This is a genomic window from Streptomyces sp. NPDC048295 (assembly GCF_040652135.1).
In the GTDB taxonomy this organism is placed as follows: Bacteria; Actinomycetota; Actinomycetes; order Streptomycetales; family Streptomycetaceae; genus Streptomyces.
In genome coordinates this window covers 32,130-54,797 of the sequence record NZ_JBEZLL010000013.1, presented here as the reverse complement: position 1 = coordinate 54,797, position 22,668 = coordinate 32,130, and the positions used below count along the sequence as shown (strand labels likewise).

19 protein-coding genes and 1 pseudogene are annotated in these 22,668 nt (G+C 68.8%); 13 read left to right on the top strand and 7 right to left on the bottom strand.

Annotated features, from left to right (window positions below; translation table 11 throughout):
• Positions 1–39: 39 nt before the first annotated feature.
• Both AB0D53_RS20330 and AB0D53_RS20325 read left to right on the top strand, forming a co-directional pair.
• Positions 40–432, top strand: coding sequence for a hypothetical protein (locus AB0D53_RS20330; RefSeq protein WP_362448386.1), 393 nt, complete (start codon positions 40–42; stop codon positions 430–432).
• Positions 433–727: 295 nt separating this feature from the next.
• The gene (locus AB0D53_RS20325; protein WP_362448383.1) at positions 728–1,573 is read left to right on the top strand and encodes an alpha/beta hydrolase; all 846 of its coding nucleotides are present in this window, start codon (positions 728–730) and stop codon (positions 1,571–1,573) included.
• Positions 1,574–1,586: 13 nt separating this feature from the next.
• On the opposite strand, the gene AB0D53_RS20320 is transcribed toward AB0D53_RS20325, so the two are convergent.
• A complete protein-coding gene (locus AB0D53_RS20320) occupies positions 1,587–2,279 on the bottom strand; it encodes an SDR family oxidoreductase (protein ID WP_362448380.1) in 693 nt (230 codons plus the stop codon).
• Positions 2,280–2,755: 476 nt separating this feature from the next.
• Here AB0D53_RS20320 and AB0D53_RS20315 point away from each other — a divergent pair.
• From AB0D53_RS20315 to AB0D53_RS20265, 11 genes and pseudogenes are all read left to right on the top strand, one after another.
• Positions 2,756–2,842 (top strand): annotated as a pseudogene (locus AB0D53_RS20315) (alpha/beta hydrolase); the annotation flags it as partial.
• Positions 2,843–2,868: 26 nt separating this feature from the next.
• Positions 2,869–3,195 (top strand): hypothetical protein, encoded by a 327-nt coding sequence (locus AB0D53_RS20310; RefSeq protein ID WP_362448377.1) that lies wholly within the window; start codon positions 2,869–2,871, stop codon positions 3,193–3,195.
• Between the two features lie 1,105 nt (positions 3,196–4,300).
• Positions 4,301–5,707, top strand: coding sequence for a sensor histidine kinase (locus AB0D53_RS20305; RefSeq protein WP_362448374.1), 1,407 nt, complete (start codon positions 4,301–4,303; stop codon positions 5,705–5,707).
• 11 nt (positions 5,708–5,718) lie between these two features.
• Positions 5,719–6,150: a roadblock/LC7 domain-containing protein gene (locus AB0D53_RS20300; protein ID WP_362448371.1), complete on the top strand. Its 432-nt coding sequence runs from the start codon at positions 5,719–5,721 to the stop codon at positions 6,148–6,150.
• Complete coding sequence (locus tag AB0D53_RS20295; RefSeq protein WP_329815333.1) at positions 6,147–6,530, top strand: DUF742 domain-containing protein; 384 nt, start codon at positions 6,147–6,149, stop codon at positions 6,528–6,530. The genes AB0D53_RS20300 and AB0D53_RS20295 overlap by 4 nt, the downstream gene beginning before the upstream one ends.
• Before the next feature lie 40 nt (positions 6,531–6,570).
• On the top strand, positions 6,571–7,122 hold the full coding sequence (locus tag AB0D53_RS20290) for an ATP/GTP-binding protein (protein WP_362448772.1): 552 nt from the start codon (positions 6,571–6,573) through the stop codon (positions 7,120–7,122).
• On the top strand, positions 7,119–8,366 hold the full coding sequence (locus tag AB0D53_RS20285; protein WP_362448367.1) for a cytochrome P450: 1,248 nt from the start codon (positions 7,119–7,121) through the stop codon (positions 8,364–8,366). Before AB0D53_RS20290 ends, AB0D53_RS20285 begins: the two co-directional genes overlap by 4 nt.
• A 144-nt stretch (positions 8,367–8,510) precedes the next feature.
• Positions 8,511–9,656, top strand: coding sequence for a polyprenyl synthetase family protein (locus AB0D53_RS20280; RefSeq protein WP_362448364.1), 1,146 nt, complete (start codon positions 8,511–8,513; stop codon positions 9,654–9,656).
• Positions 9,657–9,703: 47 nt separating this feature from the next.
• Positions 9,704–11,302 (top strand): prenyltransferase/squalene oxidase repeat-containing protein, encoded by a 1,599-nt coding sequence (locus tag AB0D53_RS20275; protein WP_362448361.1) that lies wholly within the window; start codon positions 9,704–9,706, stop codon positions 11,300–11,302.
• Entirely contained in the window at positions 11,299–12,678 is a 1,380-nt protein-coding gene (locus tag AB0D53_RS20270; RefSeq protein WP_362448358.1) for a cytochrome P450, read from the top strand. The genes AB0D53_RS20275 and AB0D53_RS20270 overlap by 4 nt, the downstream gene beginning before the upstream one ends.
• Positions 12,675–13,637, top strand: coding sequence for a terpene synthase family protein (locus AB0D53_RS20265; RefSeq protein WP_362448355.1), 963 nt, complete (start codon positions 12,675–12,677; stop codon positions 13,635–13,637). The genes AB0D53_RS20270 and AB0D53_RS20265 overlap by 4 nt, the downstream gene beginning before the upstream one ends.
• A gap of 193 nt (positions 13,638–13,830) precedes the next feature.
• Here AB0D53_RS20265 and AB0D53_RS20260 read toward each other — a convergent pair whose 3' ends face one another.
• The 6 genes from AB0D53_RS20260 to AB0D53_RS20235 form a co-directional block, all read right to left on the bottom strand.
• Positions 13,831–15,570: a bifunctional metallophosphatase/5'-nucleotidase gene (locus tag AB0D53_RS20260; RefSeq protein WP_362448352.1), complete on the bottom strand. Its 1,740-nt coding sequence runs from the start codon at positions 15,568–15,570 to the stop codon at positions 13,831–13,833.
• Between the two features lie 342 nt (positions 15,571–15,912).
• On the bottom strand, positions 15,913–16,110 hold the full coding sequence (locus tag AB0D53_RS20255; protein ID WP_362448349.1) for a hypothetical protein: 198 nt from the start codon (positions 16,108–16,110) through the stop codon (positions 15,913–15,915).
• Positions 16,111–16,186: 76 nt separating this feature from the next.
• On the bottom strand, positions 16,187–16,792 hold the full coding sequence (locus tag AB0D53_RS20250; RefSeq protein ID WP_362448346.1) for a phosphatase PAP2 family protein: 606 nt from the start codon (positions 16,790–16,792) through the stop codon (positions 16,187–16,189).
• Complete coding sequence (locus AB0D53_RS20245; RefSeq protein ID WP_362448343.1) at positions 16,779–18,143, bottom strand: diacylglycerol kinase family protein; 1,365 nt, start codon at positions 18,141–18,143, stop codon at positions 16,779–16,781. Before AB0D53_RS20245 ends, AB0D53_RS20250 begins: the two co-directional genes overlap by 14 nt.
• 557 nt (positions 18,144–18,700) lie before the next feature.
• Positions 18,701–21,421, bottom strand: coding sequence for an HAD-IC family P-type ATPase (locus AB0D53_RS20240; RefSeq protein ID WP_362448340.1), 2,721 nt, complete (start codon positions 21,419–21,421; stop codon positions 18,701–18,703).
• Positions 21,422–21,496: 75 nt separating this feature from the next.
• Positions 21,497–22,486 (bottom strand): polyphosphate kinase 2 family protein, encoded by a 990-nt coding sequence (locus AB0D53_RS20235; RefSeq protein WP_362448337.1) that lies wholly within the window; start codon positions 22,484–22,486, stop codon positions 21,497–21,499.
• Between the last annotated feature and the right edge of the window lie 182 nt (positions 22,487–22,668).

The window sequence follows — 22,668 nt, the reverse complement described above, 5'->3', positions numbered from 1 at the left end:
CCCGACCACCAGATCACTCCTGACTTCGGGAGAACCGCCATGAACAACGTCACCAAGGACGACGAGACGATTCTGCTCGGGGTCCTCAACGGCTGGAAGGACGCTGTCGACAAGCACCAGCCCGACCAGGTCGCCGCCCACTTCACCGAGGACGCCATCTTCCAGGGCCTGCGCCCCTACAGCGTCGGCCGCCCCGGCATCGCCGCCTACTACGGCGCACAACCCCTCGGCATGGCCGCCGACTATCGCATACTCGAAACCCGGCGCCCGGCCGAGGGCCTGATCCTCGGCTACCTGAGCGTCGAATTCTCCTTCCCCGACCGCCCCACGCGCCCCGTCCACCTCAGCGTCCTGTTGCAGCAGACGGACCGTGGCTGGGCCATCGCCCACTACCAGGTCTCCCGCCTCGACCACGAGCCCACAAGCGATTGAGCGGGCCTCGAAATGGCACCCGGGCCCCACTGATGCCGCACTCGACAAGGAAACGTGCCGACGGCTTCGAGGTCCGCGACGAGGACACGGCCCGCCCCTCCTCGTCCGTCCGCTGCCACAACCATGCTCGGCCGGCGCTCCGTCTCCGGCTCCCCGGCGGGAGCGATCACAGCTGATGCGGGATGTCACTCCGGTGCAGCGCCGAAGTCACCCGTTCGGACGTCAATGCCTGGCCCATCCGGTCTACCGCGTGAACGCTGAGATGACGCAGACCCCTATCGAGAGTGAGGTCGGCATGACAGTACCCGCGATACGTGGCTCACTGCTCCGAAGCCGAGCGCTGCGCGTGGCGACGGCAGGGTGCGCAGTCGCCACCCTGTCCGCGCTGACCACGATCCCGGTGGCAGCGGACGACGGTGCGAACACCACCAAGCCGACCGTAGTCCTGGTCCACGGCGCCTTCGCCGACAGCTCCAGTTGGAACGGGGTGATCGAGCGGCTGCAGCGCCGCGGTTACACCGTGATGGCCCCGGCCAACCCGCTGCGCGGCCTGTACAGCGATTCCGCATACATCGCCTCCGTCCTGAAGACGGTCAAAGGCCCGATCGTACTGGCCGGCCACTCCTACGGCGGTGCCGTCATCAGTACTGCCGCAGCGAGGAACCCCCAGGTCAAATCCCTGATCTACATCAACGCACAGATGCCCGACGTCGGTGAGAGCGGTATGTCGCTGTCCGCCCGCTTCCCCACCGCCCTGGGCACCGCCACGAAATCCGTGCCGTATCGGACGGCCGACGCCAGCGGCACCGACCTGTACCTCAAGCGGGACAAGATCCACCAGGTCTTCGCCAACTGCCTGCCGGAGAGCCAGGCGGAACTGTTGGGTGTCACCCAGCGCCCGGCAGCCACGACCGCGTTCTCCGAGACGGCCAAGGTCGCGGCCTGGAAGGAGATTCCGTCCTGGGCCCTGGTGGGACGGCAGGACATGACCATCAGCCCCGAGCAGGAGCGCTTCGAGGCCGAACGGGCCCACTCCCACACGAAGGAGATCGACTCCTGTCACGTGTCCCTCATCGCCCGCCCCGACGCCGTGGCCGACCTCATCGTCCAGGGTGCCACCGCGGCTGCGGGAGGCTCCTGACTCGACGCAGCCGTCAAGCATCGCTCCCCGGCGGTTGCGAAAGAGCGTGTTTGACCTGCCTGGTCCGCTCGTCGGTGAGGACCTCCACACGGTCATTCGCCAGGGCTTCCATGGTCTGCTCAGCGACATCGGCCGCGTCGGCCTTCGGTGCGTCCGTAAAGGAGCTGAGTTCCGTCTCCACGAAACTGGCATGGACGCCGATCACGAGCGTCCCCTGTTCGCGCAGACCGTCTCGCAGGGCACCCGTCAATGACCACTGGGCGGCCTTGGAGGCGGCATATCCCGGATAGTCCGGCCGCGAGGCCCAGGAGGCGGCCGACAGCATGTTCACCAGGGCACCGCCACCATTGCGGGCAAGGACGGGAGCGAAAGCGCGGGAGACGGCCCAGGTGCCGAAGAAGTTGACGTCCATCGCCAGGCGTGCGCCGTCGAAGGAGCCTGTCAGCAGCTTGGTGCTGAATCCTCCGACGCCTGCGTTGTTGACCACAATGGTGGTGTCCCCTGCGGCGGCCGCTGCCGCGGCAATCTCCTCCGGCCTGGTGACGTCCAAACGCATCGGAGTCAAGTCTTCATCGCTCACGGCGGCCGGATCGCGGACGGCGGCGTAGACCTTGGCTGCTCCGTGGTCGATCAGCGCACGCGCGAATGCGCGGCCGATGCCACGATTGGCTCCTGTCACCAGGGCGACCGATCCCCTGATCTCCATCGCACATCCTTCCTGCCGGTGCCTGCCATCTCGTGGACACCCCCGGGCCGGGCGATGCAGGCCGGGCGATGCCGGCGTACGCGTCAGCACACCCGCGGAGTACGTCTCTGTCCCTGCCAGCCTGCAACGGATGCCGTGGTTGTGCATGTGAACAGGTTCTTCGCAGCTCAGGATGGATCAGATGATGCAGGAGCGTGTCGGCTGCGCAAAGCTGGAAGACGGACCCGGCACGGACGCCATGGTCGGCGCGGCCCCCGTCGGGGCCAGTGTTCGGGGCCTCGTCCACGCAGCGACCACGGCCGGCACCCTCGAGCGGCGCCGTTTGTGCTGCGGAACGTTGCAGCCGGCTGCCCGCCGGGGCGAGTCCTGCCCCGGCTGCTGGAGACAGTCCGCACTCCGCACTGAAAGGCCCGGGAAGTCCCGGCTCGCCGCCGACCGGCATGTCCGATGCCGATGCGATCGCGAGGAATCGCGCCATGCCTTTCATCACCGCACAGGACGGCACCGAGATCTTCTACGAGGACCGGGGCTCCGGGCGGCCGATCGTGTTCAGCCACTGCTGGCTTCACGGTGGAGCGAGGAATCGCAGATGGAACGCCCCGGCTTCCCCCACGGCCTGAAGGAAGCCCTCCATCACGAACAGCCCGAACTGGTCGGCAAGGCGGTCGCGGTACGGGACAAGGACTGGACCTACGCGTGGCGGCTCTACGAACAGCCCGAGCTGTACGACCGCACCAAGGACCTGCGCGAGCGGACCAGCCTCGCGGGCGGCCGCGCCTCCGCGGACATCGAGCGGCGCCTGCACGACGCAGCGCTCCGACGACTGGTGGAAACCGCCGACATCACCCCCTCCGCCCCCGATCCCCGCCTCCCCCAGGTGGCGCTGCCGGCACCAGGCACGGCCCGGCCCCACTGATCCACCTCGGAGCAATCCGGAATCCCGGCCACGTCAGGCAGTCACCCGTGCGGACCCGGTGCTGGACGGCGTCGATGAGCGCGCGGCCGAACCGCTCGGTACCCTCGCGCAGCGAGCATCCGGGCCCTGCGCCCGCGATGCCGACGAGCCGCGGCGGCACCCCGGGCGCGAGCAACAGCCCGGAATCTCCGGGCACCACGCGGATCTGCTCGCGTCCCGACCCGGGAACCCCACCCCCCATCACCGTCCCCTCCCTGGTTTCCTGCAAGGACTCCCCAGGCCCGCTCACATTCGACGGGAAACTTCGGTCCAAGTTCAGCGGATGGGTCCGGAAAGCAGAGGCCCGGTCGGATGACCGAAGGACGTGCTGCCGGGGCACCGCAAGAGTCGGTCGGGATCACCGGGCGAACCGGATCGCTCTGGTTCGCCAGGACAGAAGAAGCCGGGAGGAGAACAAGGGCGACAAGCGGAAGCAAGGCTTCCCGGCCGGTGTCGCCTCCATTGGCCCCGCCGCGGACGATCATCCGGTACGGGGCGATACGTCGAGCTGCCTGAACGCGCCATTTCCTACGCCGTGTCGGCAGCCGGATCCCGGCGAGCAGAGATCGTCCTGTTCGTGGCCGCGCGGTCACACCATGGACGCGTGAGCAGATCAACTCCAGTAAGCTAAACGAGCTTTAGGAATTGGCAAAGCCGCGAGTCGACTGCGTGCGATGGCGGGAAGCACTCGATGTAGCCGACGTTCGCAGTCCTCGACGGAGCTCTGATGAACCTGTTCGTTCGCGTTCAGCGGGCTCCGCCCGGCAGCCGTTTCCCCGGCCGGGAGTCGTGCGAGGGCCGACCGGACGGCCGACGCCGCCCGTGGGACGGCGCCGCTTGGGCTTTGGCCGGCCCGGGCGATACACCAGGCTCCGCCTGAGCCTCGCAGTCGCGTGTCCGCGGCGGAACTTCTCCGCCCTGCACGAACGAACCCCGCACTATTCACCAATTGCCACATTGTTCTCCTGTACACCAGCTCTCCGGAGGCCGCACTCACCGCCCCTGCAGGGGCGTGAACCGCTGTGCTGTTCTTCGGAGGCTCGACCGACCCCTAGGACCACACTCCGTGACCTTGTCCTCAAAAATCGCCCTTGCCCTCGGCGTCTTGTCCCTCCTCCTAGCAGTGTGGGCGCTGCTCCTGGCACGCTCGCGCCGCCAGCACGTACGGCGGGGCAGAGACTCGTCCGCAGAGGCGCAGGCCGCCAACTCCCGTGCGCAGGTTGCCGAAGGCCGGGCACGGACCGAGGCACACAACAGGCAGGCCGCGGAGTCCCGGACGGAGGAGCTCAAGACCCGCGAGGCGGAGCTTCTCGACGAAGTGCGTCACCTCGTCTCGGATCGGCTTCCCGCTCTCGCACTGCACCTGATCAGCTCTCATCACCCGGTCCCCGGGCTGCTGCACAAGAACCTCGCGGGGTCCGAGGCCGCACGGCTCCTCGACGCCCTGCCCGCGGCTGTGTCCGACATCGTCCTCAAGGAACGGCGCCGCATCGACGCCGCTGCTCGCGCTGCCCTGCGTGGTGCAACTCAGGAGTCCCAGGCCCTCTCCTACCGGTTGCAGACCAATATCGTGGGTCTGCAACACGAGTTCAGCGCGCCGCCCCGTCTGACGCAGAGCCTGCTTGAGTCCGATCACCTCAATGAGCAGAACCTGCGCCTCACGCAGAGATCCGCCATCGTGTGCGGAGGCTGGCCCGGTCACGTCCGCAAGGACACCTACGTGAGCGAGGTCGTCAGTGGCGCCTCCTCCCGACTGCGCGGCTTCGACCGCATCAACATCGTGTCTCGGCTGGGCCTTTCCAACATTGGTGTGGTCGGGCGCGCGGCCGAGCCGGTTGCTGTGGTCTGCGCCGAGCTGATGGCCAACGCCCTGGAGCATTCCCGCGACGACCTCATGGTGGACGTCGGCTTGGTCCAGACCGGCAACGGCAGTGTGTGCATCACGATCGACGACGCAGGCAAGGGCATGACCTCGGAGGCGCTCGCCCGCGGCCGAGGTCTGATATCGGGTGAACAGCAGGAAGTGATGCTCCTCGAGCTCGGCGACCCGCCGTCCATGGGCTTCGCCGCCATCGGCCGGCTCGTCGCCGACTACGGCCTCCACGTCTCCATCGACACTTCCTCTCCCTATGGCGGGGTGCGCGCTGTGGTGTCCGTTCCCGAGAACCTGCTGACGTCGATCGACGAGAACGCCACACCTCCGTCGGTCATGGCTCCCCAACCCGCCGTGGCGCCGCAGGCCCACAAGCGGCCCACCGCTGCCGGCTCGCCCACGAACCCGCCCGAGAACCCGCCCGCACCGACCGCCGCGGCGGAGCTGCCGCAGCGCCGCCGCCGTTTCTCTGCGACAGCCACCGGTGACGCCGCAGCAGCAGCGGCTCCCCGCCCCTTGGACCCGGAAAACACCGGTGCCATCTGGAGCGATTTCCAAAGTGGCCTCACCAACGGCCGGTCCGTCAGCGATTCGGAGTAAACACTGTGACCATGCCTGAAACCCACGAAATGACCGGTCCGTCCGCCTGGGTCCTGAAGCCCATCACCGAAATCCGTGGTGTCCGGCACGCCTTGACCATGACCCTCGACGGGATGGTCCAGGCCACCTCCGAGAACCTCACCAAGGACGAGGCAGACGGCATCGGTGCGATGACCGCCGCGCTGCACTCCGCCTCTCGCGCCGCCACCAACGCCGTTCTGGGAGCCCCTCCGAGCACTCCACTCACCACCGTCACCTCACACAACGACCGGGGCACCTACATGGTCATGCCGGTCGGTGAAGGAACCAACACCCTGATCGCGGCGGCGGGGGACGAGAACATGCCCATGGGGGTGGTCGCGGCCACCATGGCCCGCCAGGCAATGAAACTCGGGGAACAGATAATGTCCGTTCCGGCCCGTACCAACGACGGGGCGTCATGAGCCGCGGCCAGGAACAGCGACGGCTGCTGCCGGCCTACCTTGCGACCGGTACCAGCCCCGGCGTCGGCCTCTCGGGCACGCTCGATTCGCTGGCTGCTCTGCGTGCCAGCGGTCTGCCCCTCGCCAGGTACCACACAGCGGTGCATCAGCGCGTGATCGAGCTGCTCACCGACGGATCTCTCAGTGTCGTCGAACTGGCCGGCTATCTCGGTCTGCCGGTGAGCGTGACTCTGGTGCTCGCCGAACAACTTGTCAGTGACGGTCAGTTAAAAGCCACCGTCCCGATTCCCGACGCCCTCCGGGCGTCGAACGATGGCCGACCGTCGAAAGAAGTCCTGGAAGAGGTTCTGAGTGGACTCCACGCTCTCCTTGCCGCCTAGCTCGCCTCCCGTCTACCTGCCTGAGGGGGAACACCGAAGGATCAAGATCCTCGTTGCCGGCCCGCTCGGTATCGGCAAGACGACCGTAGTCAAGTCGCTGTCGCAGATTCCTACCCTGCACACCGACGAGGTCATGACGAACGCGGCGGTCGCCACCGATGACCTCAGTCACGATGTCCTGCGCGACAAGACCACCACCACGGTCGCCATCGACTTCGGCCGTCTGACGCTGCCGGGCGACAAGATCGTCCTGTACCTGTACGGAACTCCGGGGCAGCGCCGCTTCCTTCCGCTGTGGGAAGGCATCGCGTTCGGAGCACTCGGTGCCCTCGTCCTGGTCGACACCCGGCGACTCAAGGACTCCTGGGAGGTGATGGAACTCATCGAGGAACGCGGTTTGCCGTACGCCGTCGCTGTCAATGTCTTCCCTGACTCACCCAAGTACGATCTGTCGCTCATCCGTTCGAAGCTCGACCTCGCCCCGGAGACTCCACTGGTCACCTGTGACGCACGAGAGAAGAACAGCGGCCTGCACGCCCTCGCCCAACTGACCGCCCATTCCATATCCGTTGCCGGAGTCGAAGCCTCGTGACACTCGCACCAACCGAAGCCCCCGTGTCCCTGCACGGGGCCGAGCACGCAGCGAACCCGCAGCGCAGCTATGAACTGCTGCGCAGGCAGGGGCCGGTCGGCGTGGCCGAGGTGGCCCCCGGTGTCGTGGTCCACCTGGTCACCGACTACCGGGCAGCCCTCGACCTCCTCCAGGACGCCGATACGTGGACCAAGGACACCCGGGGCTGGCTGCCGCAGGTGCCGGAGGACAGCCCGATCCGGCCCCTGGTCGAATGGCGTCCGAGTCTGTTCTTCGCCGACGGCGAGGCACACGCGCACCTGCGACGTGTCATCACGGACAGCTTCGGCCTCCTGGATCCCAATGATCTGCGCGTCCTGACATTCCGCTTCGCCGACACGCTGCTTCAGGAATTCGCTGATACCGGGACGGTCGACCTCGTCCGTCAGTACGCGCAGCAACTGCCCCTGATGGTCTTCAATGCTCTGTTCGGCATGCCGGACGAGGAGGGCCCGCGGCTTGTGTGGGCGCTCGCGGCAATGATGGACAGCGATCCGGAGAAGCAGGCAATGGGCGGGCAGGCGTTCGGCGCCTACCTCGAAAACCTCTACGGGACCAAGGCGAAACGGCGCGGCCACGATCTGACTTCCTGGTTCATCGATCATCCCAATGGGCTGAGCCAGGAGGAAGCCGTCAACCAGATCCTCATCACCCTCGGGGCCGGGAACGAGCCGCTGTGCAACCTCATTGCCAACACGCTCGTCCGTATGCTCAGCGACGACCGCTATTTCGGCACCCTGACCACCGGGAGCCTGCCCATCCAGCACGCCATCGATGATGCGCTGTGGCACGACGCGCCACTGGCCAACTACAGCGTCCACTTCCCCAAGAAGGACGTGACCTTCCACGGCGCTCGCATCCCCGCAGGGTCGCCTGTCATGGTGTCGTACGCCGCCGCCAACACCTGCCCCCACTCAGGCATCCCGGCGGACGGCTACCGCTCCGGGAACAAGGCGCACCTGGCCTTCGCCGCCGGGCCCCATACCTGTCCCGCCCGTGACGTCGCCACACTGATCGCCACCGCCGCGATCGAGAGGCTGCTGACCTACCTGCCGGACATCGAACTGGGCGTTCCCGCCGACAAGCTGACCTACCGTCCTGGGGCCGTCCACCGGACGCTCACCGCGCTACCGGCGCGGTTCACCCCGCTGACCCCCGACGCCGACGGGGCCACCCCCTGGAGCCGGAGCCCCTCCCACCCCTAGCGGGAAACGCCGCCGGCCCCGATGTCAGGCAGGACCGAGGCGTAGAGGCCGTATCACCTGCCGTCGATCGACACGTCGCGGTGGTGCCCGTCCGGCAACCGGCCGGCACCACCGCGACAGCCCAGGAAAGGAGACGCGGGTCCGTTGGCCCGTCCTCTGCAAGAACGGAACCGCAACGACGGTTCTCGAACGAAGGAGGATCAACCGCCGGTGACACAAACCCTTCCCACCGCACCGCCCGAGCTCTCTTCCCTACGACAGAAGGTGGGCGCGGCTCTGACCGGATTCCTGGACGCCAAGGAACGTGCTGCGCCAGGAACCGAGCTGCTCCACCTGACCACCGCCCTGCGCGGGCTCCTGACCGGTGGAAAACGACTGCGGTCCCTGCTGTGCCTGTACGGATGGCAAGCGGCCGGAGCGACAGGCGACATGACTGCTGCCGTTCGCGCTGCCGCCAGCCTCGAACTCTTCCAGGTCTTCGCCCTGGTACACGACGATGTGATGGATGACAGCGACATCCGCCGCGGCCGGCCCTCCGCCCACCGTGCACTGGCCACCGCGTACACCGACAGCGGCGGCCCGGGGAGCAGGGCACAGGCGCACGGTCTGGGCGCGGCCGTCCTTCTCGGAGACCTGGCCCTGGTGTGGTCCGATGAACTCCTGCGCACAGCGGACCTCAGCCCGGGGCGGCTGGCGCAGGTGCTGCCGCTGGTGGCCGAAATGCGGAGCGAGGTCATGTACGGCCAGCTCCTGGACCTGCAGACCACCGGCCGCATTACCGGCGACGTGGATACGGCGCTACATGTCATTCGATACAAGACAGCTAAATACACCATAGAACGGCCCTTGCACATAGGGGCGGCGGTGGCCGGAGCCACGCCGCCCGTACTCGATGCTTGTACCGCCTTCGGCATACCACTAGGAGAAGCGTTTCAGCTGCGGGACGATCTGCTCGGGGTCTTCGGTGACCCCGCCAAGACAGGCAAACCGATACTGGACGACCTGCGCGAAGGCAAGGCCACCGTCCTGATGGCGCTCGCGGTCCGGCGAGCCTCCACGGGCGAACTGAAAACACTGCGCGAGCTCGTCGGCCGAAGCGACCTCGACGAGGAACATGCCGCCGCCGTCCGCACGATCCTGGATTCCACCGGCGCACGGCAGACCGTGGAGGAGATGATCAGCGCACGACGGGCCGCCGCCCTCGCCGCCCTGGACAACGCTCCCTTCCCGGGAAGTGCGACAGCCTCCCTGCGCCGGCTCGCCCTGGACGCAACGGCCAGACAGACATAAGGGATCGCCTCGCACCGTCATCAGAACTCCGAGGAGGAAGTCGCCCCATGAGCATCAGCACGCCCATCGGAACGTCCTACGCCGAACGAGCCAACAGCCTGGTGGCCAGCACCGACCAGGACGGATGGGGAAGCGTCAGCCCATCCCTGTACGAGACGTCCCGCGTTCTCTCTGCGGCACCGTGGCTGCCCGGGGAGCCACGGCGGATCACATACCTGCTGGAACAGCAGGCGCCTGAAGGCAGTTGGGGGGAGGGGCCGCTGCCCTACCGGCTCCTGCCGACACTCAGCGGGGTGGAGGCCGCGCTGGCGGTCCTGCGAAGGGGCACGACGTCCGCAGAGGTCACCGGCCGGCTCACGGCCTCGGTGAACCGGGGCCTCGACGCGTTGCGATCGCTGCCACCGGTGTGCCGGTGGCCGGACACGGCAGCAGCGGAAATACTCGTACCCAGCCTGGTAGCCAGGATCAACGAGAAGTTGGGGTCTCCGACCACCGGCGAGGACATGCCAGGTGTCTGTGGCCCCCGGCTGCCGGTACCGGGCGGCTTCCACGAATCGGCACCTGCTCGTGTGGTCGAGCGGTACGAGCCGACGGGCAGCCTGCCCGTCAAGTTTCACCACACGTTCGAGGGCATAGCGAGCTACGTACCGCCGGCTCTCGTCCCTGACGTCGAAGGCCTGCTGGGCAGCTCGCCGGCCGCCACCGCGGCACGGGCAGCACGGTCACCTGCCACTACCGCCCAGGCCGTCGCCGACCTCACCGCAGTGGCCCAGCGCTATGGCGGCCTCTTCCCCGAGGCCGCGCCCCTCCGCGTGGTCGAACGGCTGTGGGTCGCCGCCGCGCTGGCGCGCGCCCACCTGCCCGCTGCCGCGCTTCCCACTGTCCGCGGGTGGGCCGAGGAGATCTACGACCCCCAGGGCGTGCGCGGCGCGCCCGGCCTCATGACCGATGCCGACGACACCGCCATGGCGGTGCTGGTTGCCTCGCTCGTCGGCCTGCCGTACGACCCGGCGCCCCTGGACCTGTTCCACAACGGCAGCCACTACGACTGCTACATCGGTGAGGACACCGGATCGGTCACCGCGAACGCCCACGCCCTCCAGGCCCTCGTGAGCCACCTGCGGCGCCGCCCGACGGCAGAGCACACCTACGGCCCCCTGGCGGCGAAGCTGTGCGACTGGCTGACCGGCCAGCAGCAACCAGAAGGGCACTGGACCGACAAATGGCACGCCTCCCCCTACTACGCCACCGCGCGAAGCGTCACCGCGCTCGCACAGTACGGCGGCCCCCACGCGTCCAGGGCCGTCCAGAGCGCTGCCGCGTGGACCACTGACACTCAGCATGCCGACGGCTCCTGGGGCGTGTGGGGCAGCACCGTCGAAGAAACCGCATACGCCGTCAAAATCCTGCTGAGCGCCGCCACCCTCACACCGCTGCCACAGCACAACCGGGCCCTGGATCTTGCCGAAACGTATCTGCGCACCGCTTCGCACCCCGGCCACCGGCACCCCGCCCTGTGGCATGACAAAACCCTGTATGCGCCCACCGCAGTGATCGAAGCGGAGGTGCTCGCTGCGCGGGAGCTGCTGCGGGCACGTCCCACAGCCGCATGTACGGAAGCGGATGTGGAAAGGACGGAGGCGTGACTGCCGACATAGATGTGACTGCCGACATGGACGTTCCGCCGACCGCTCCGGGGCGGCTGCCGCTCATCGGACACGTTGTCCCCCTGATCAAAGACCGCCTGGAGTTCGTCGAACGCCTCCGCACATACGGGCCGATCGTCCGTATGTCGGTCGGCCCCAAGAAGGTGACCGTGGTCAATTCGCATGAACTGATCCACGAGATGCTCACCAGCAAGTCCGGCTCCTTTTCCAAAGGGTTGCTGGGCGAGAAGCTCAAGCTCTTCGGTCAGTCGGCCCTGCCCGTCGCGGAGGGCGCGCCCCACTTGCGGCGGCGCCGTCTGCTCCAGCCCGCCTTCCACCGCGAACAGGTCAGCGGGTACGTCGACACGATGCGGGAAACAGTGGAGCCTTCCATCACGGGCTGGCGTGAGGGGGAACTGCTCGACCTGAAGACCGAGATGGGGCTCTTGGCCCAGGACGTGGCCATGTCAGTGCTGTGCTCCTTCCGCGCGGAGCAGGAGCGGGCGCGCGCGATCCTCGACGCCGTCGACACGGTCTTCACAGCCGCCATCTGGCGCACCATGGTGCCCGTGTCCTCTCTGGAACGGCTGCCCACCCGCAGCAACCGGAAGCTCAAGGCAGCCCGCAGCCTGCTGCGCAGCGAAGTGGCGGACATCATCGCGGAACGCCGGGCGGACCCCGACGCCCACGACGACCTCGTGACGCTGCTCCTGGAGGCCCGGGACGAAACCGGTGCACCACTGCCCGACAACGAGATCCTGTCGGAGATCATCGGGCTGCTGGCCGCAGGCTCCGAGACGACCGGAGTCATGCTGGCCTGGCTGTTCCACGAGCTGGGCCGCGACCCCGAGCTGGAGCGCAGGCTGCACGAGGAGGTCGACTCCGTGGTAGGAGAGGGCCCGATCACCGCCGAGCACGTCCCCCGGCTCGCCTTCACCCGCAGACTGGTCAGTGAAACCCTGCGCCTGCACCACGCCGGCTGGCTGGTGACCCGACAGGCCACCGAGCCCGTGCGCCTCGGACAGGTCTGCCTGCCTGCGGGGGAGCAAGTGTTGTGGAGTCCCTACGCACTGCACCGCGACCCGGCCCTGTACCCCGACCCCCTGCGCTTCGACCCCGACCGCTGGCTGCCGGAACGCCCCCAGCCGCCGAGGGGCGCCTTCATCCCCTTCGGGTCGGGAAAACGCATGTGCATCGGCGACGCGTTCGCCTGGACGGAGGGGACCGTCATCACGGCGTTCATCGCGTCCCGCTGGCGGCTGCGGCCCGTTCCCGGCGCCACCGTGGAGCCGGTCGGACTGCTCACCGTGCACCCGTCGGACCCCCGTATGGTCGCCGAGACCAGGCAGCGGGCCGTCACGGGGACAGCCGTATGAGCGACACCCGCGACTCGGACGTGCGTGCCCTGCCCATGCCCGACCTCCGGGGCACCTTCCCCGGCCCCTTCGCCACCAGCCCGTATGCCGACGCCATCGAGGAGCAGACCGCCAACTGGCTCCGGACCTTCCCCTTGACCGGTTCGCCCGGCTCGGCGAAGGTCCTCTGCAACATCACGGCCCAAGGGGTGGCCCGGGTCCTGCCCACGGCCGACCGGGACAGCTTGTTCCTCTGCGCCGATCTCTTTCTCTGGCTCACCGCGTTCGACGACGTGCACGGCGAGTCCGAAGGGGGCCGTGACCCCGCCCGTCTGGTCCGTCGCATCAGTCGCTGTGTCCGTCTGCTGGCCGGCGACGACGAGTCGGCGTCCGATGACGACGCCTACACCGCCGCCCTGCGGGACCTCCTCCACCGGCTCCGGGAACGGGCCACGCCCACGCAGTACCTACGACTCACCGCGCACCTGCGGGACAATCTCTTCGGAATCCTCTGGGAGGCCCATCACCTCGACCGGCCGGACCGGATCAGTCTGAGTGACTATTGTGCGATGCGCCCCCACACAGTCTTCGTCCGGACTGTCATGGCGACCGCGGAAGTCGCGCTCGGGTACGAACTCACCGAGAGCCAGCGCGCATCGGCAGCGGTGCGGGAGCTGGAGAAGGCCGTTGCCGACCTTGCCGGGTGGATCAACGACCTTGCCTCGTATGCGAAGGAGGCGGGTCGCGGTGGCCCGACTCCTGTGAGCCTGCCGGTACTGCTGATCCGAGACCGCGAGTGCGGCCTCGAAGAGGCGTTCCGCCTGGCCTCCCGCATGTGTGAAGACCAAGCCTCCACCGCACGCATCCACATCACTCGACTCGCCGCCGACAGCAAGAACGCACTCGCGGATCACGCTCACGCGATGGAAGCCGTCGCAGCCTCCTACGTGTGGCACATAGGGCACGCCCGCTACGCGTGAGTGTCCGGTCAAAGGCGGATCTCCTGATCAAGGGGAGACTCCGCGTGAGCGGGACGATGAGAGTGCCGAGCGTCCTGCGCCGGTTCGGCGCGGATGCCGCTGCGACGGTCTGACGGAAAGGGCTGTCATGCGGCCCGTGGAACCGGGCCACCGGTCTTCGGTGGTCCGGTTCCACGGGCCGGGTCCCGTGCGGTCAATGGGTGACGAAAGTGATGCGCCCCGGTGCCGGGGGGAGGGCCGGGTTGTCGGCCGTCGTGGTCTTGAGGTGGCCGATCAGCGCCTCCAGTTCCGTGACGTCGCCCCCTTCTCTCGTGGGGATCTCGCCGAAGACGGTGAAGCCGTTGCCGCCGTTGGCGAGGAACTCGTTCAGGGCCACCTTGTACGTGGCGTCCCGGTCCACCGGCTGTCCGTTGACCCGAACGGTGTCCACGAGGAGACGGTCGGCGCCGGTACGGCTCATGTCGACGGAGTAGTCGAGTTCCCGGGAGAGCTGGAGAAAGCGCGGGCTGTCGGCGTTCACTCCGGTGAACTGCTGTCGGAGTGCGGTGATGAGCTGTGCACCGGTCACCGGCAGGACCCACACCGGGCTTTCGAAGGGCTGGACACGGTAGGCGTCCGCGTACGTGACGGCACCCCCGTCGTGGAAGACGAGGTCGGCACGCATGCTGCCGGGGTTCATGAGGGCGAGGTCGGCTCCGTGGACCTTGCCTGCGGCGACCTGCGCATCGGTGATGAAGCTGCCCAGCGGTGTCTCGGGCAGGGGCGAACCACGACCCGGGATGTCTGCCGCGATGTGGCCGACGACCCGGTTCGCCACGTCCTCGGAGCGCGCCCGCCAGGTCTCGACGAGCTTGGCCATGGCCGGCTGCTGCGGGGTGCCCACCGGTACGGGGCGGAACTCTGCCCGTACAGTGCTGCGCACCACTTCCCCGGCGGCGTCGAGGTCGAAGCGCAGATCGGTGAAGGAGCGGCCGAAGGAGTCCGCCTGGGTGACCAGGCGCCGATGACCGGCCGGGTCGTTCACCGTGCATTCGTAGGAGGAGTGGGAGTGGCCACTGATGATCAGGTCGACCGCCGGCAGCGTCTGCCGGGCGATGTCCTTGATCCGGCCGCCGAGCCCGGCGCCGGGGGCGCCGTCGTCGCAACCCGCGCCGGCCTGACCGGAGACCGCCTCGCCCTCGTGGACGAGAACGACCTGGGCATGCACGCCCTGCCGGGTGAGCTCCTGCGAGTACCGCTCGATCACCGGCAGTTCGTCGTGGAACTCGAGGTCCCGGATCATGGCGGAGTTGATGGAGCCGGGGGCTTCCTTGGTGACCAGACCGATGAAACCGATACGTTGTCCGTTGGGCAGGGTCTTGATGGTGTACGGCTGCAACAGCGGGGTCGTACTGCCGCGTTCGGTGACGTTGGCGGCGAGATAGGCGAAGTCTGCGCCCTGGTACGGGGTGTCGGGGGCGCAGCCGTCCTTCGGATGGCAGCCACCGTCGACCATCCGCCGGAGCTCGGCCGGGCCCTCGTCGAATTCGTGGTTGCCGACAGAGGTGGTGCTGAGCCCGAGTTCCTGGAGGGCGTCGACCGTCGGCTCGTCGTGGAAGAGTGCCGAGAGCAGCGGGCTGCCACCGATCATGTCGCCGGCGCCGACGGTGAGGGAGTTGGGCCGTCCCGCGCGGGCCTCGTCGAGGAGCGTGGCCATCTGGGCGAGCCCACCGGCCTGGATCGCCGGGCCTCGGTGGGTGATGCGTCCGGCCGCACCGTCCACCGGGAGCAGGTTGCCGTGCAGGTCGTTGACGGCGAGGAGTTGGACGGGGGTGCGGGAGTCCGACGCGGAGTGCGCCTCCGCGGAGTCGGGCCGGAGCGCTGCGGGTCCGGCCAGGAGCAGGGGAACGAGGGCGAGCGCGGGCACTCCGCGCCGCGCGAAACGGTTGATCATGACGGTGGTTGTACGTGTGGCTGCGCGGTGCCGGTGACCTGCCACACCGGCACCGCGCGGAACATCACCACAGAAACGATCACTCTGCTCACTCGGACGGACCTGGCGGTGACTGATGTCCGCCGCGCGCTCGCTGCGGGCTTCGCCGAGAGGCCCGTGAGACCCGGGTGCCACCCGCTGCAGAACCAGCTCCTGGTCCTGCGTCAGCGACGCGAGCGGCATGACGGCGGACGGCTCGGCGCGCTGTTCCCGTGCCGGGCCGCTCAACCCGCTGACGGCACCCACTCATGAGCCGGGCCTCCCCTGCGGCCCGGACCCGGTGGCCGGGTGCCGCCGCGCCGGTCACCCGGCGGACTCCACCGGGGCATGCCGCGCGCCGGACCAGTCACGGCGCGTGGACCGACGGGCCACGGACTCCGGCGTGCCGCCGTGCGGGACGACGCCGAGCAGGACGGTCGCGGCCGTCATCGGGATGACGAACGCCCCGTCGTCCGGCCGGAGCTTGGCGTTGGCGAGGACTACGAGGACGATCGAGGTCATCCTGCGGCAACCGGGCCGAGCGACCGTACTGCGCTCGGCCCCGTCGAAGCCGACGCACCGCTCCTCGCGCGGCCGGTCAGACAGCGCAGCGGGGCAGCCGGGCGCGCCCGGCAGCCAGGGACACGACGGCGGCGGCGAAGCCGAGGACCGCGCCGGCCACGACATCACCGGGATAGTGGACGCCCGTGTGGACGCGGGAGTAGCCGACGGCAACGGCCAGCGCCCCGAGCGGTGCCGCCGCCGGAGGGAGCACCACGCCGACCGCCGTGGCGAACGCGGTCGCCGATGCCGTATGACCGGACGGGAAGGACGCAGACCCCGGCATGGGCACATGCCGGGCCACGACCACCCGGGCCTGTTCCCGGTCGGGCCGGCGCCGACGAGCCATGCTCTTGCCGAGCAGATTCGCCGCCGTCGATGCCAAGGCGACCGCGCCGACTCCGGCCACCGCGGCCCTGCGGGAACGTCCGGGCCTCAATGCGAGGCCGGCCGCGACGGACAGAGAGATCTTCGAATGGTCGGCCGTACGCGACAACTGCCGCAGCGCATGGTCCAGCGTGGGCGTGGGGGTGGCGGCCACGGCCGCGTACAGGGCCCCGTCGATCGCTTCCAGATCGCCCAGCACGGCCGCCACGCCACGGCGGACCGAAGCGACGGACGCGCGGGTCTCACGGTCGGACACTGTGCCGCCCCTCAGTGGTTCGGCCGGCCCGGCCGATCGCGAGCTCGACGAGCCGTCGCCAGTCCATGGGCGGAGCGGGTACGACCACGCCCGGCCGGTTGCGCGGCACCAGGACCCGCAGCGTGCCCGGACGCAACGTACATACGACCGGCGTGGGCATGCTCAGTGCCTCGCCGTCCACCGCCACGGGGATCTCGTCCGTGTCGGAATTCACTTCGACCGTGTGCGCGGTCATGACGGTCAGCCCCGTGGACTGCGAGCCGCGCACGGCCAGGTCCGCCGCCTGCACGGCGTTTCCCACCCGGATGCCCAGCACACCCAGCACACCGCCGTCGAGCCGGGGCCGACGGCCGCCGCCACTGACGTCGTCGGGTGAGACGTACGGGTTGTTGCTGACCAGCAGCGCCTGCTGGGACGAGAGCGCGACGCCGTCGACGCGCGCGTCGAGCCGTCGCACCCCTTCACCGACGAGCAGGTCCGGCATCAGATTCAATGCCGTGCCCGCCTTGTCGTCCCGGTACTCGGGGCGGTGCACGACATCCGCGTACACACCGAAGGACACGGTGTTGACGAAGCCCCGGCCCGCGACGTCACCGAGGTCGACCCGCAACTCCTCGCCGTCGGTCAGCGCGTCGAGACAGCGGGCCGGATCGGAACGGTCGAGGCCGAGATCCATGGCGAAGTGGTTGCGGGTACCGGCGGAGATCACGAGGAACGGCAGGTCGTGCTCGACGGCGACCGCCGCGACCAGCGCCTGAGTGCCGTCGCCGCCCGCCACCCCGAGCAGATCCGCGCCGTCGGCCACCGCGTCGCGGGCCAGCACGGCCACATCGGCGGGAGCGGCAGGGTCGAGAAGGATCACCCGGGCCCCCAGCGCCTCCGCTCGCTCGACCAGATCGAAACGACCCACCTTCCCGCCCCCGGACTTGGGGTTCATGATCAACACCGGCCGCTTCGGCCGGGACGCGGCAATCCCCCGCCGCGACCGCTCCGGACGCGCCCTGCGCAAGGCCGCCCGGGCACAGCTCAGTGTCACCCCCCAGCACAGAAACGCGACCAACGCCGTCAACCACAGCCCGTACCGTGCGAAGAGCACGACAACGCCGGCCGGAGCGGCGACCGCGACGAGAGCACCGAACAGCCGCACCGCACCGCGGTACGCAAGGAACCACCACACACCGACGGCGCAGGCGGCCAGTCCGAGCAGCCCGGCCCCGATGACCAGCAGCCCTCCCTCGCCCAGCGGGAACACCAGCACGATCACGGCCCCGATCGCCGTCAGTACGGCCAGACGCGCCAGCAACCGGGCGGCCGCGCCCTCGCCGGGCGCTGCCCTTCGTGCCCTGTTCATGTCTCCTCACCTCATACCGTGGTCTGCCTCCGGGCCTCACTCGTTCCCGCCAGCCTGCATGTTCCCCGGCCGTGGCTCACCCCGGCTGCGCCGGGCGGGTGAGCCCACGGGCGTCCTTCCCCGGCCGGGCCTGGGAACCGGACCGCCGGTCACCCGGGAGCCCGGCGCCGGACAGCGCAACCAGCCCTCAGGCCGGCCTTCGTCGGCACATCCTCACGGTCGCCGCCCGGACGCCTTCGTGCCGGTCGATGGCGGCTCGCCACGCGGCCCGGCGGAATTCTCCGTCGCCCGTCCACCCCTTCCCTTTCCCAGCGCATCCACAGCAGCCCACCGGCCGCCTCGCGGCTACCTCGAAATGTCCCCCGCAGGCAGGTGACCCGCCGAGGCGGCCTGACCGCTGTGTCGGGCACCTCGCACGTCTCGAAGCGCGCCCCCGCCCGCCTTCGGCGACGAATCCCGGAACCTACTGGCGGGCTACTCGCTCCCTGGTGTCCGAACCAGGCCTACCGGCCCGCTCTGCCCGCTGTTCCCGGTCCTCTCCGGCCCGTGCCCGCGCATCAGGCGTCTCTCGACCGACGGGCCAGAAGCTTGCCCAGTTCCCACAGAAGCAGAAGCGCGACGGCGGCCAGCAGCGCCCAGCCGAACTGCCGTGCGTCGATCCGGGTTGTCCCGAGGATGCGGCGGAAGCCGTCCATCTGGGTCACCAGCACCGCGAGCACGAACTGGGCCAGTGCCACCCAGTTCATCTGCTTGCTGTCGAAGGTGGACGTCGTCAGCACCGACTCCGTCTCGCTGCGGCACTCGAACGCGGCCACGATCAGACAGAGGGCGAAGGCGGTGAACGCGATCGACTGACCGGTCCCGACACTGTCGAAGCGGGCCTGGCCGAGCTTGATCAGCCCGAGCAGGATGACGGTCATCACCAGCCCTGCCAGCCCGACCGTGATCAGTACGGGCCGGGTGAGCACGGACTCCCCTCGCGGACGCGGCCTGCGTCGCATGAGCCCGGGGCTCTCCCGGTCGAAGCCGAGCGCGAATCCGAACGAGGCGTTGACGACGAAGTGAATCCACAGCACCTGCGGCGGGGTGAAGGGCTCACCGGCGGCGATGTTGAAGACCGTGGCCCCGAGGAAGGTCAGGACGAAGGTGACCAACAGAAGGAGTACGAACCGGATGTACTTGGTGAGGTTGTCGTAGATTCTCCGGCCTTGCTCCACGGCGTAGACGATGGTGGCGAACCTGTCGTCGGAGAGGATCATGCGTCCGGCGTTCTTCGCCACGTCCGTACCGCTGCCCATGGCGATTCCGATGTCGGCGGCTTTGATGGCGGGCGCGTCGTTGACGCCGTCCCCGGTCATCGCCACGACATCGCCCTTCTTCTTGAGCGTGTCGGCGAGCAGCACTTTATGCTCCGGCGCGACGCGCCCCACCACACCGATGCCGTCGATGCGGGCGAGTTGCTCGTCCTCGCTCATGGCAGCGAAATCGGCGCCGAGGACCGCCTCGCCGGGGATTCCGAGCTGCTGGGCGATCGCTGCACCGGTGGTGACGTCGTCGCCGGTCACCATGCGGACCCGGATGTGCCCCGCCTGCGCGCCGGCCACGGCGGCCTTCGCGTCCTCACGGGGCGGATCGACCATGCCGACGAGACTGGTCATCCGCAGCTCGGTGACGTACGCGAGCAGGTCGCCGTCGGGGTCGAAGCCGGCCGGGTCCAGGTCACGGGTGGCTGCGGCCATCACTCGGCGGCCCTCGGCTCCCATCCGCTGGGTCTGCGCCTCGGCGCGCGCTGCCAGTTCGGCGTCCCATGGGATGGTCTTCTCGGCCGCGAGCGCGGTGGCGGCCCGTGCCACCACCGCCGGTACCGCGCCTTTGACGAAGCACCGCACGACCTGCTGCCCGGAGGCGTCGACCGCTGAATTGAAGGTGGCCATCAGCTTGTAGTCCGGGTCGAACGGCAGCGTGGCGATCCGGGGAAGGCCCTCCCTGGTGGCATCGATGTCCAGCCCGGCCTTGTGCGCGAGCACCAGCAACGCGCCCTCGGTGGGATCGCCCACCACCTCGCCGTCAACCAGCTTCGCGTCGCTGGCCACCACGTACGGCAGGATCGAGTCCTCGATGCCGGCGGAGGCACCCGCGGCATGGTGGATCTTCCCGTCGAGCCCATAGCCCGTGCCCGAGACGGTGTACCGGTCGGTGGGACTCACGACTTCGACGGCGGTCATCTGGTTCATCGTCAGTGTGCCGGTCTTGTCCGAGTTGATCGCCGACGTGAACGCCAGCGTCTCGACCGACGGCAGCTCCTTGACGATGGCGTTCCGCCTTGCCAGGTTGAGGCTGCCGACGGACAGGATCGCCTGAGTCACGGTCGGCAGGGCCTCGGGGATAGCCGCGATGGCCAACGAGACCGCGCTGACGAACAGGGCGTCCCAAGTCTGATCCCGTTGCCGCCCCAGGACGAACATCACGATCATGGTCAGGGCCGCCGCCCCCGTGATCCACAGCGTCAGGGTGTCGAGTTCCCTGGTGAGCGGGGGCACCTCCTTCTCGGTGGCCGACAGCATCCCGGAGATCTTGCCGACCTCGGTTGCGGCGCCGGTCGCGGTGACGACGAGTACGCCGCTGCCGTGGGTGACCGGGGTGTTCATGAACGCCATGTTCGTCCGGTCGCCGGGTGCCGGCCGGGGGCCCGGGAGTATGCCGGCGTCCTTGGAGGCGGGGACGCTCTCACCGGTGAGCGCCGACTCGTCGATCTGCAGGGCACTGGCCTCGATGATGCGTCCGTCCGCCGCCACTTGGTCCCCGGCGGAAATGAGCACGATGTCGCCGACGACGAGTTCCTCGGCGGGGATCTCGGCCTCCGTCCCGTCCCTGCGCACCCGCGCCGTCGTCTTCATCATCGACTTCAGCGCGTTCATCGCGCTCTCGGCCTTGCCCTCCTGACGCAGGCCCACGACCGCGTTCAGCAGGGTCAGGACGATCAGCAGGATCCCGGTGGTCCATTCCTTGATGAGCAGCGAGACGACCGCCGCGACCACAAGGACGATCTGCATGTAACTGCGGTACTGCTTGAGGAACCGACGCCAGGCCGCAGGCCCCTTCTCCTCGGGCAGCGCGTTCGGGCCGTGCGCGGTCAGGAGCTCCGCGGCCCGCCCTGAGGAGAGACCGACCGCCGGATCGACACCGAACGCCGCTACGACCTCCTCGGGAGCGCGCGAGTACCAGCCCTCCTCAGGGGTCCGAGGCTGTTCTCCCACGGCATTCGAACGCACCTTCATCGTCCTGCCTCCGATCCGTGGCCGCGGATGTGTCCGGGCCGGTCACACGCCGCTCCGACAGGTCCTGGCCCGGTCCTAGCTGCGCTTCTTCTTCGGCCGGCTCTTCCGCCCGGTGGCCCGCGCGGCCGACGGATGCCGGTCGGCGTACGGATCGGCCGGTGCCCCGGCAGGGGCTTCCCGCTCCAGGTCCCGCTTGGTGACGAGCAGGTCCTCCCGCGCTTCTTCCCCCACATCGGGGAAGTGAGGATCGATGTCCATCAGGGTGTGCGCGAGGATCGCTGCGGCGCAGATCCGCGCGAACCACTTCCGGTCCGCCGGCACGACGTACCACGGTGCCCACTTCGTACTCGTGGCCGACAGCATTTCGGAGAACGCGTGCTGATAGTCGTCCCACCGGCGCCGCTCCCGGACATCGGCCGCAGAGAACTTCCAGTTCTTCTCCGGCTGGTCGATCCGCTTCAGGAAGCGGGTGCGCTGCTCCTCCTTGGACAGGTTCAGGAAGATCTTCACCACCTTGAACCCGTTGTCCGTGAGGTACCGCTCCCAATGGTTGATCTCCCGATAGCGCCGGTCCCACAGGTCCCGTCCACCTGCGTTCTCCGGCAGCTTCTGCCGGACAAGGTTCTGGGGGTGGACTCGCACGACGAGAACCTCCTCGTAGTGCGAGCGGTTGAAGATCGCGATCTCGCCCCGCGTGGGCAGCCGCTGCGCGTAGCGCCACAGGTAGTCGTGGTCGAGTTCCTCGGCAGAGGGCACCTTGAAACTGCTGACCCGTACCCCCTGGGGATTGACGCCGCTCATCACGTGGCGGATCGTCCCGTCCTTGCCTGCGGCGTCGAGTGCCTGGAGACAGAGCAGTACTCCGTACGTGTCCTGTGCGGCCAGCCGCTCCTGGTACTCGGCCAGCAGCGATACCCCGGTCTGCAGCAGCTCGATCCCGTCCCGCTTCTTCAGACCGGCCTTGTAGCGAGGATCGAAGTCCCGCTCCAGGCGAACTTTCGATCCCGGTTCGACCCGTAGTGGCCTGATGAAATCCGCGATGCGTTCGGCTCGCTCGTCAGACATCACGTATCAGCCCTTCGCTGGTCCGGGGTGAGTACGGCGCGTCCCGTGGCCAGAATGGTCACAGCGCGCTCCTCACCCCGTGGACGGTCTGCCCCTGGACGGTGCGGCAGGCGGCACTGAGCGCCCTCCGGGACCGGCATTCGACCGGGATCGGGACATGGGCTCCGGCCCGCGCCTGGTGG

Coding starts and splice junctions, on each gene's coding strand:
- AB0D53_RS20325 (WP_362448383.1), top strand. CDS start 728: ATGACAGTACCCGCGATACGTGGCTCACTGCTCCGAAGCCGAGCGCTG.
- AB0D53_RS20240 (WP_362448340.1), bottom strand. CDS start 21,421: ATGAAGGTGCGTTCGAATGCCGTGGGAGAACAGCCTCGGACCCCTGAG.
- AB0D53_RS20275 (WP_362448361.1), top strand. CDS start 9,704: ATGAGCATCAGCACGCCCATCGGAACGTCCTACGCCGAACGAGCCAAC.
- AB0D53_RS20310 (WP_362448377.1), top strand. CDS start 2,869: ATGGAACGCCCCGGCTTCCCCCACGGCCTGAAGGAAGCCCTCCATCAC.
- AB0D53_RS20330 (WP_362448386.1), top strand. CDS start 40: ATGAACAACGTCACCAAGGACGACGAGACGATTCTGCTCGGGGTCCTC.
- AB0D53_RS20265 (WP_362448355.1), top strand. CDS start 12,675: ATGAGCGACACCCGCGACTCGGACGTGCGTGCCCTGCCCATGCCCGAC.
- AB0D53_RS20295 (WP_329815333.1), top strand. CDS start 6,147: ATGAGCCGCGGCCAGGAACAGCGACGGCTGCTGCCGGCCTACCTTGCG.
- AB0D53_RS20235 (WP_362448337.1), bottom strand. CDS start 22,486: ATGTCTGACGAGCGAGCCGAACGCATCGCGGATTTCATCAGGCCACTA.
- AB0D53_RS20260 (WP_362448352.1), bottom strand. CDS start 15,570: ATGATCAACCGTTTCGCGCGGCGCGGAGTGCCCGCGCTCGCCCTCGTT.
- AB0D53_RS20320 (WP_362448380.1), bottom strand. CDS start 2,279: ATGGAGATCAGGGGATCGGTCGCCCTGGTGACAGGAGCCAATCGTGGC.
- AB0D53_RS20300 (WP_362448371.1), top strand. CDS start 5,719: ATGCCTGAAACCCACGAAATGACCGGTCCGTCCGCCTGGGTCCTGAAG.
- AB0D53_RS20245 (WP_362448343.1), bottom strand. CDS start 18,143: ATGAACAGGGCACGAAGGGCAGCGCCCGGCGAGGGCGCGGCCGCCCGG.
- AB0D53_RS20255 (WP_362448349.1), bottom strand. CDS start 16,110: ATGACCTCGATCGTCCTCGTAGTCCTCGCCAACGCCAAGCTCCGGCCG.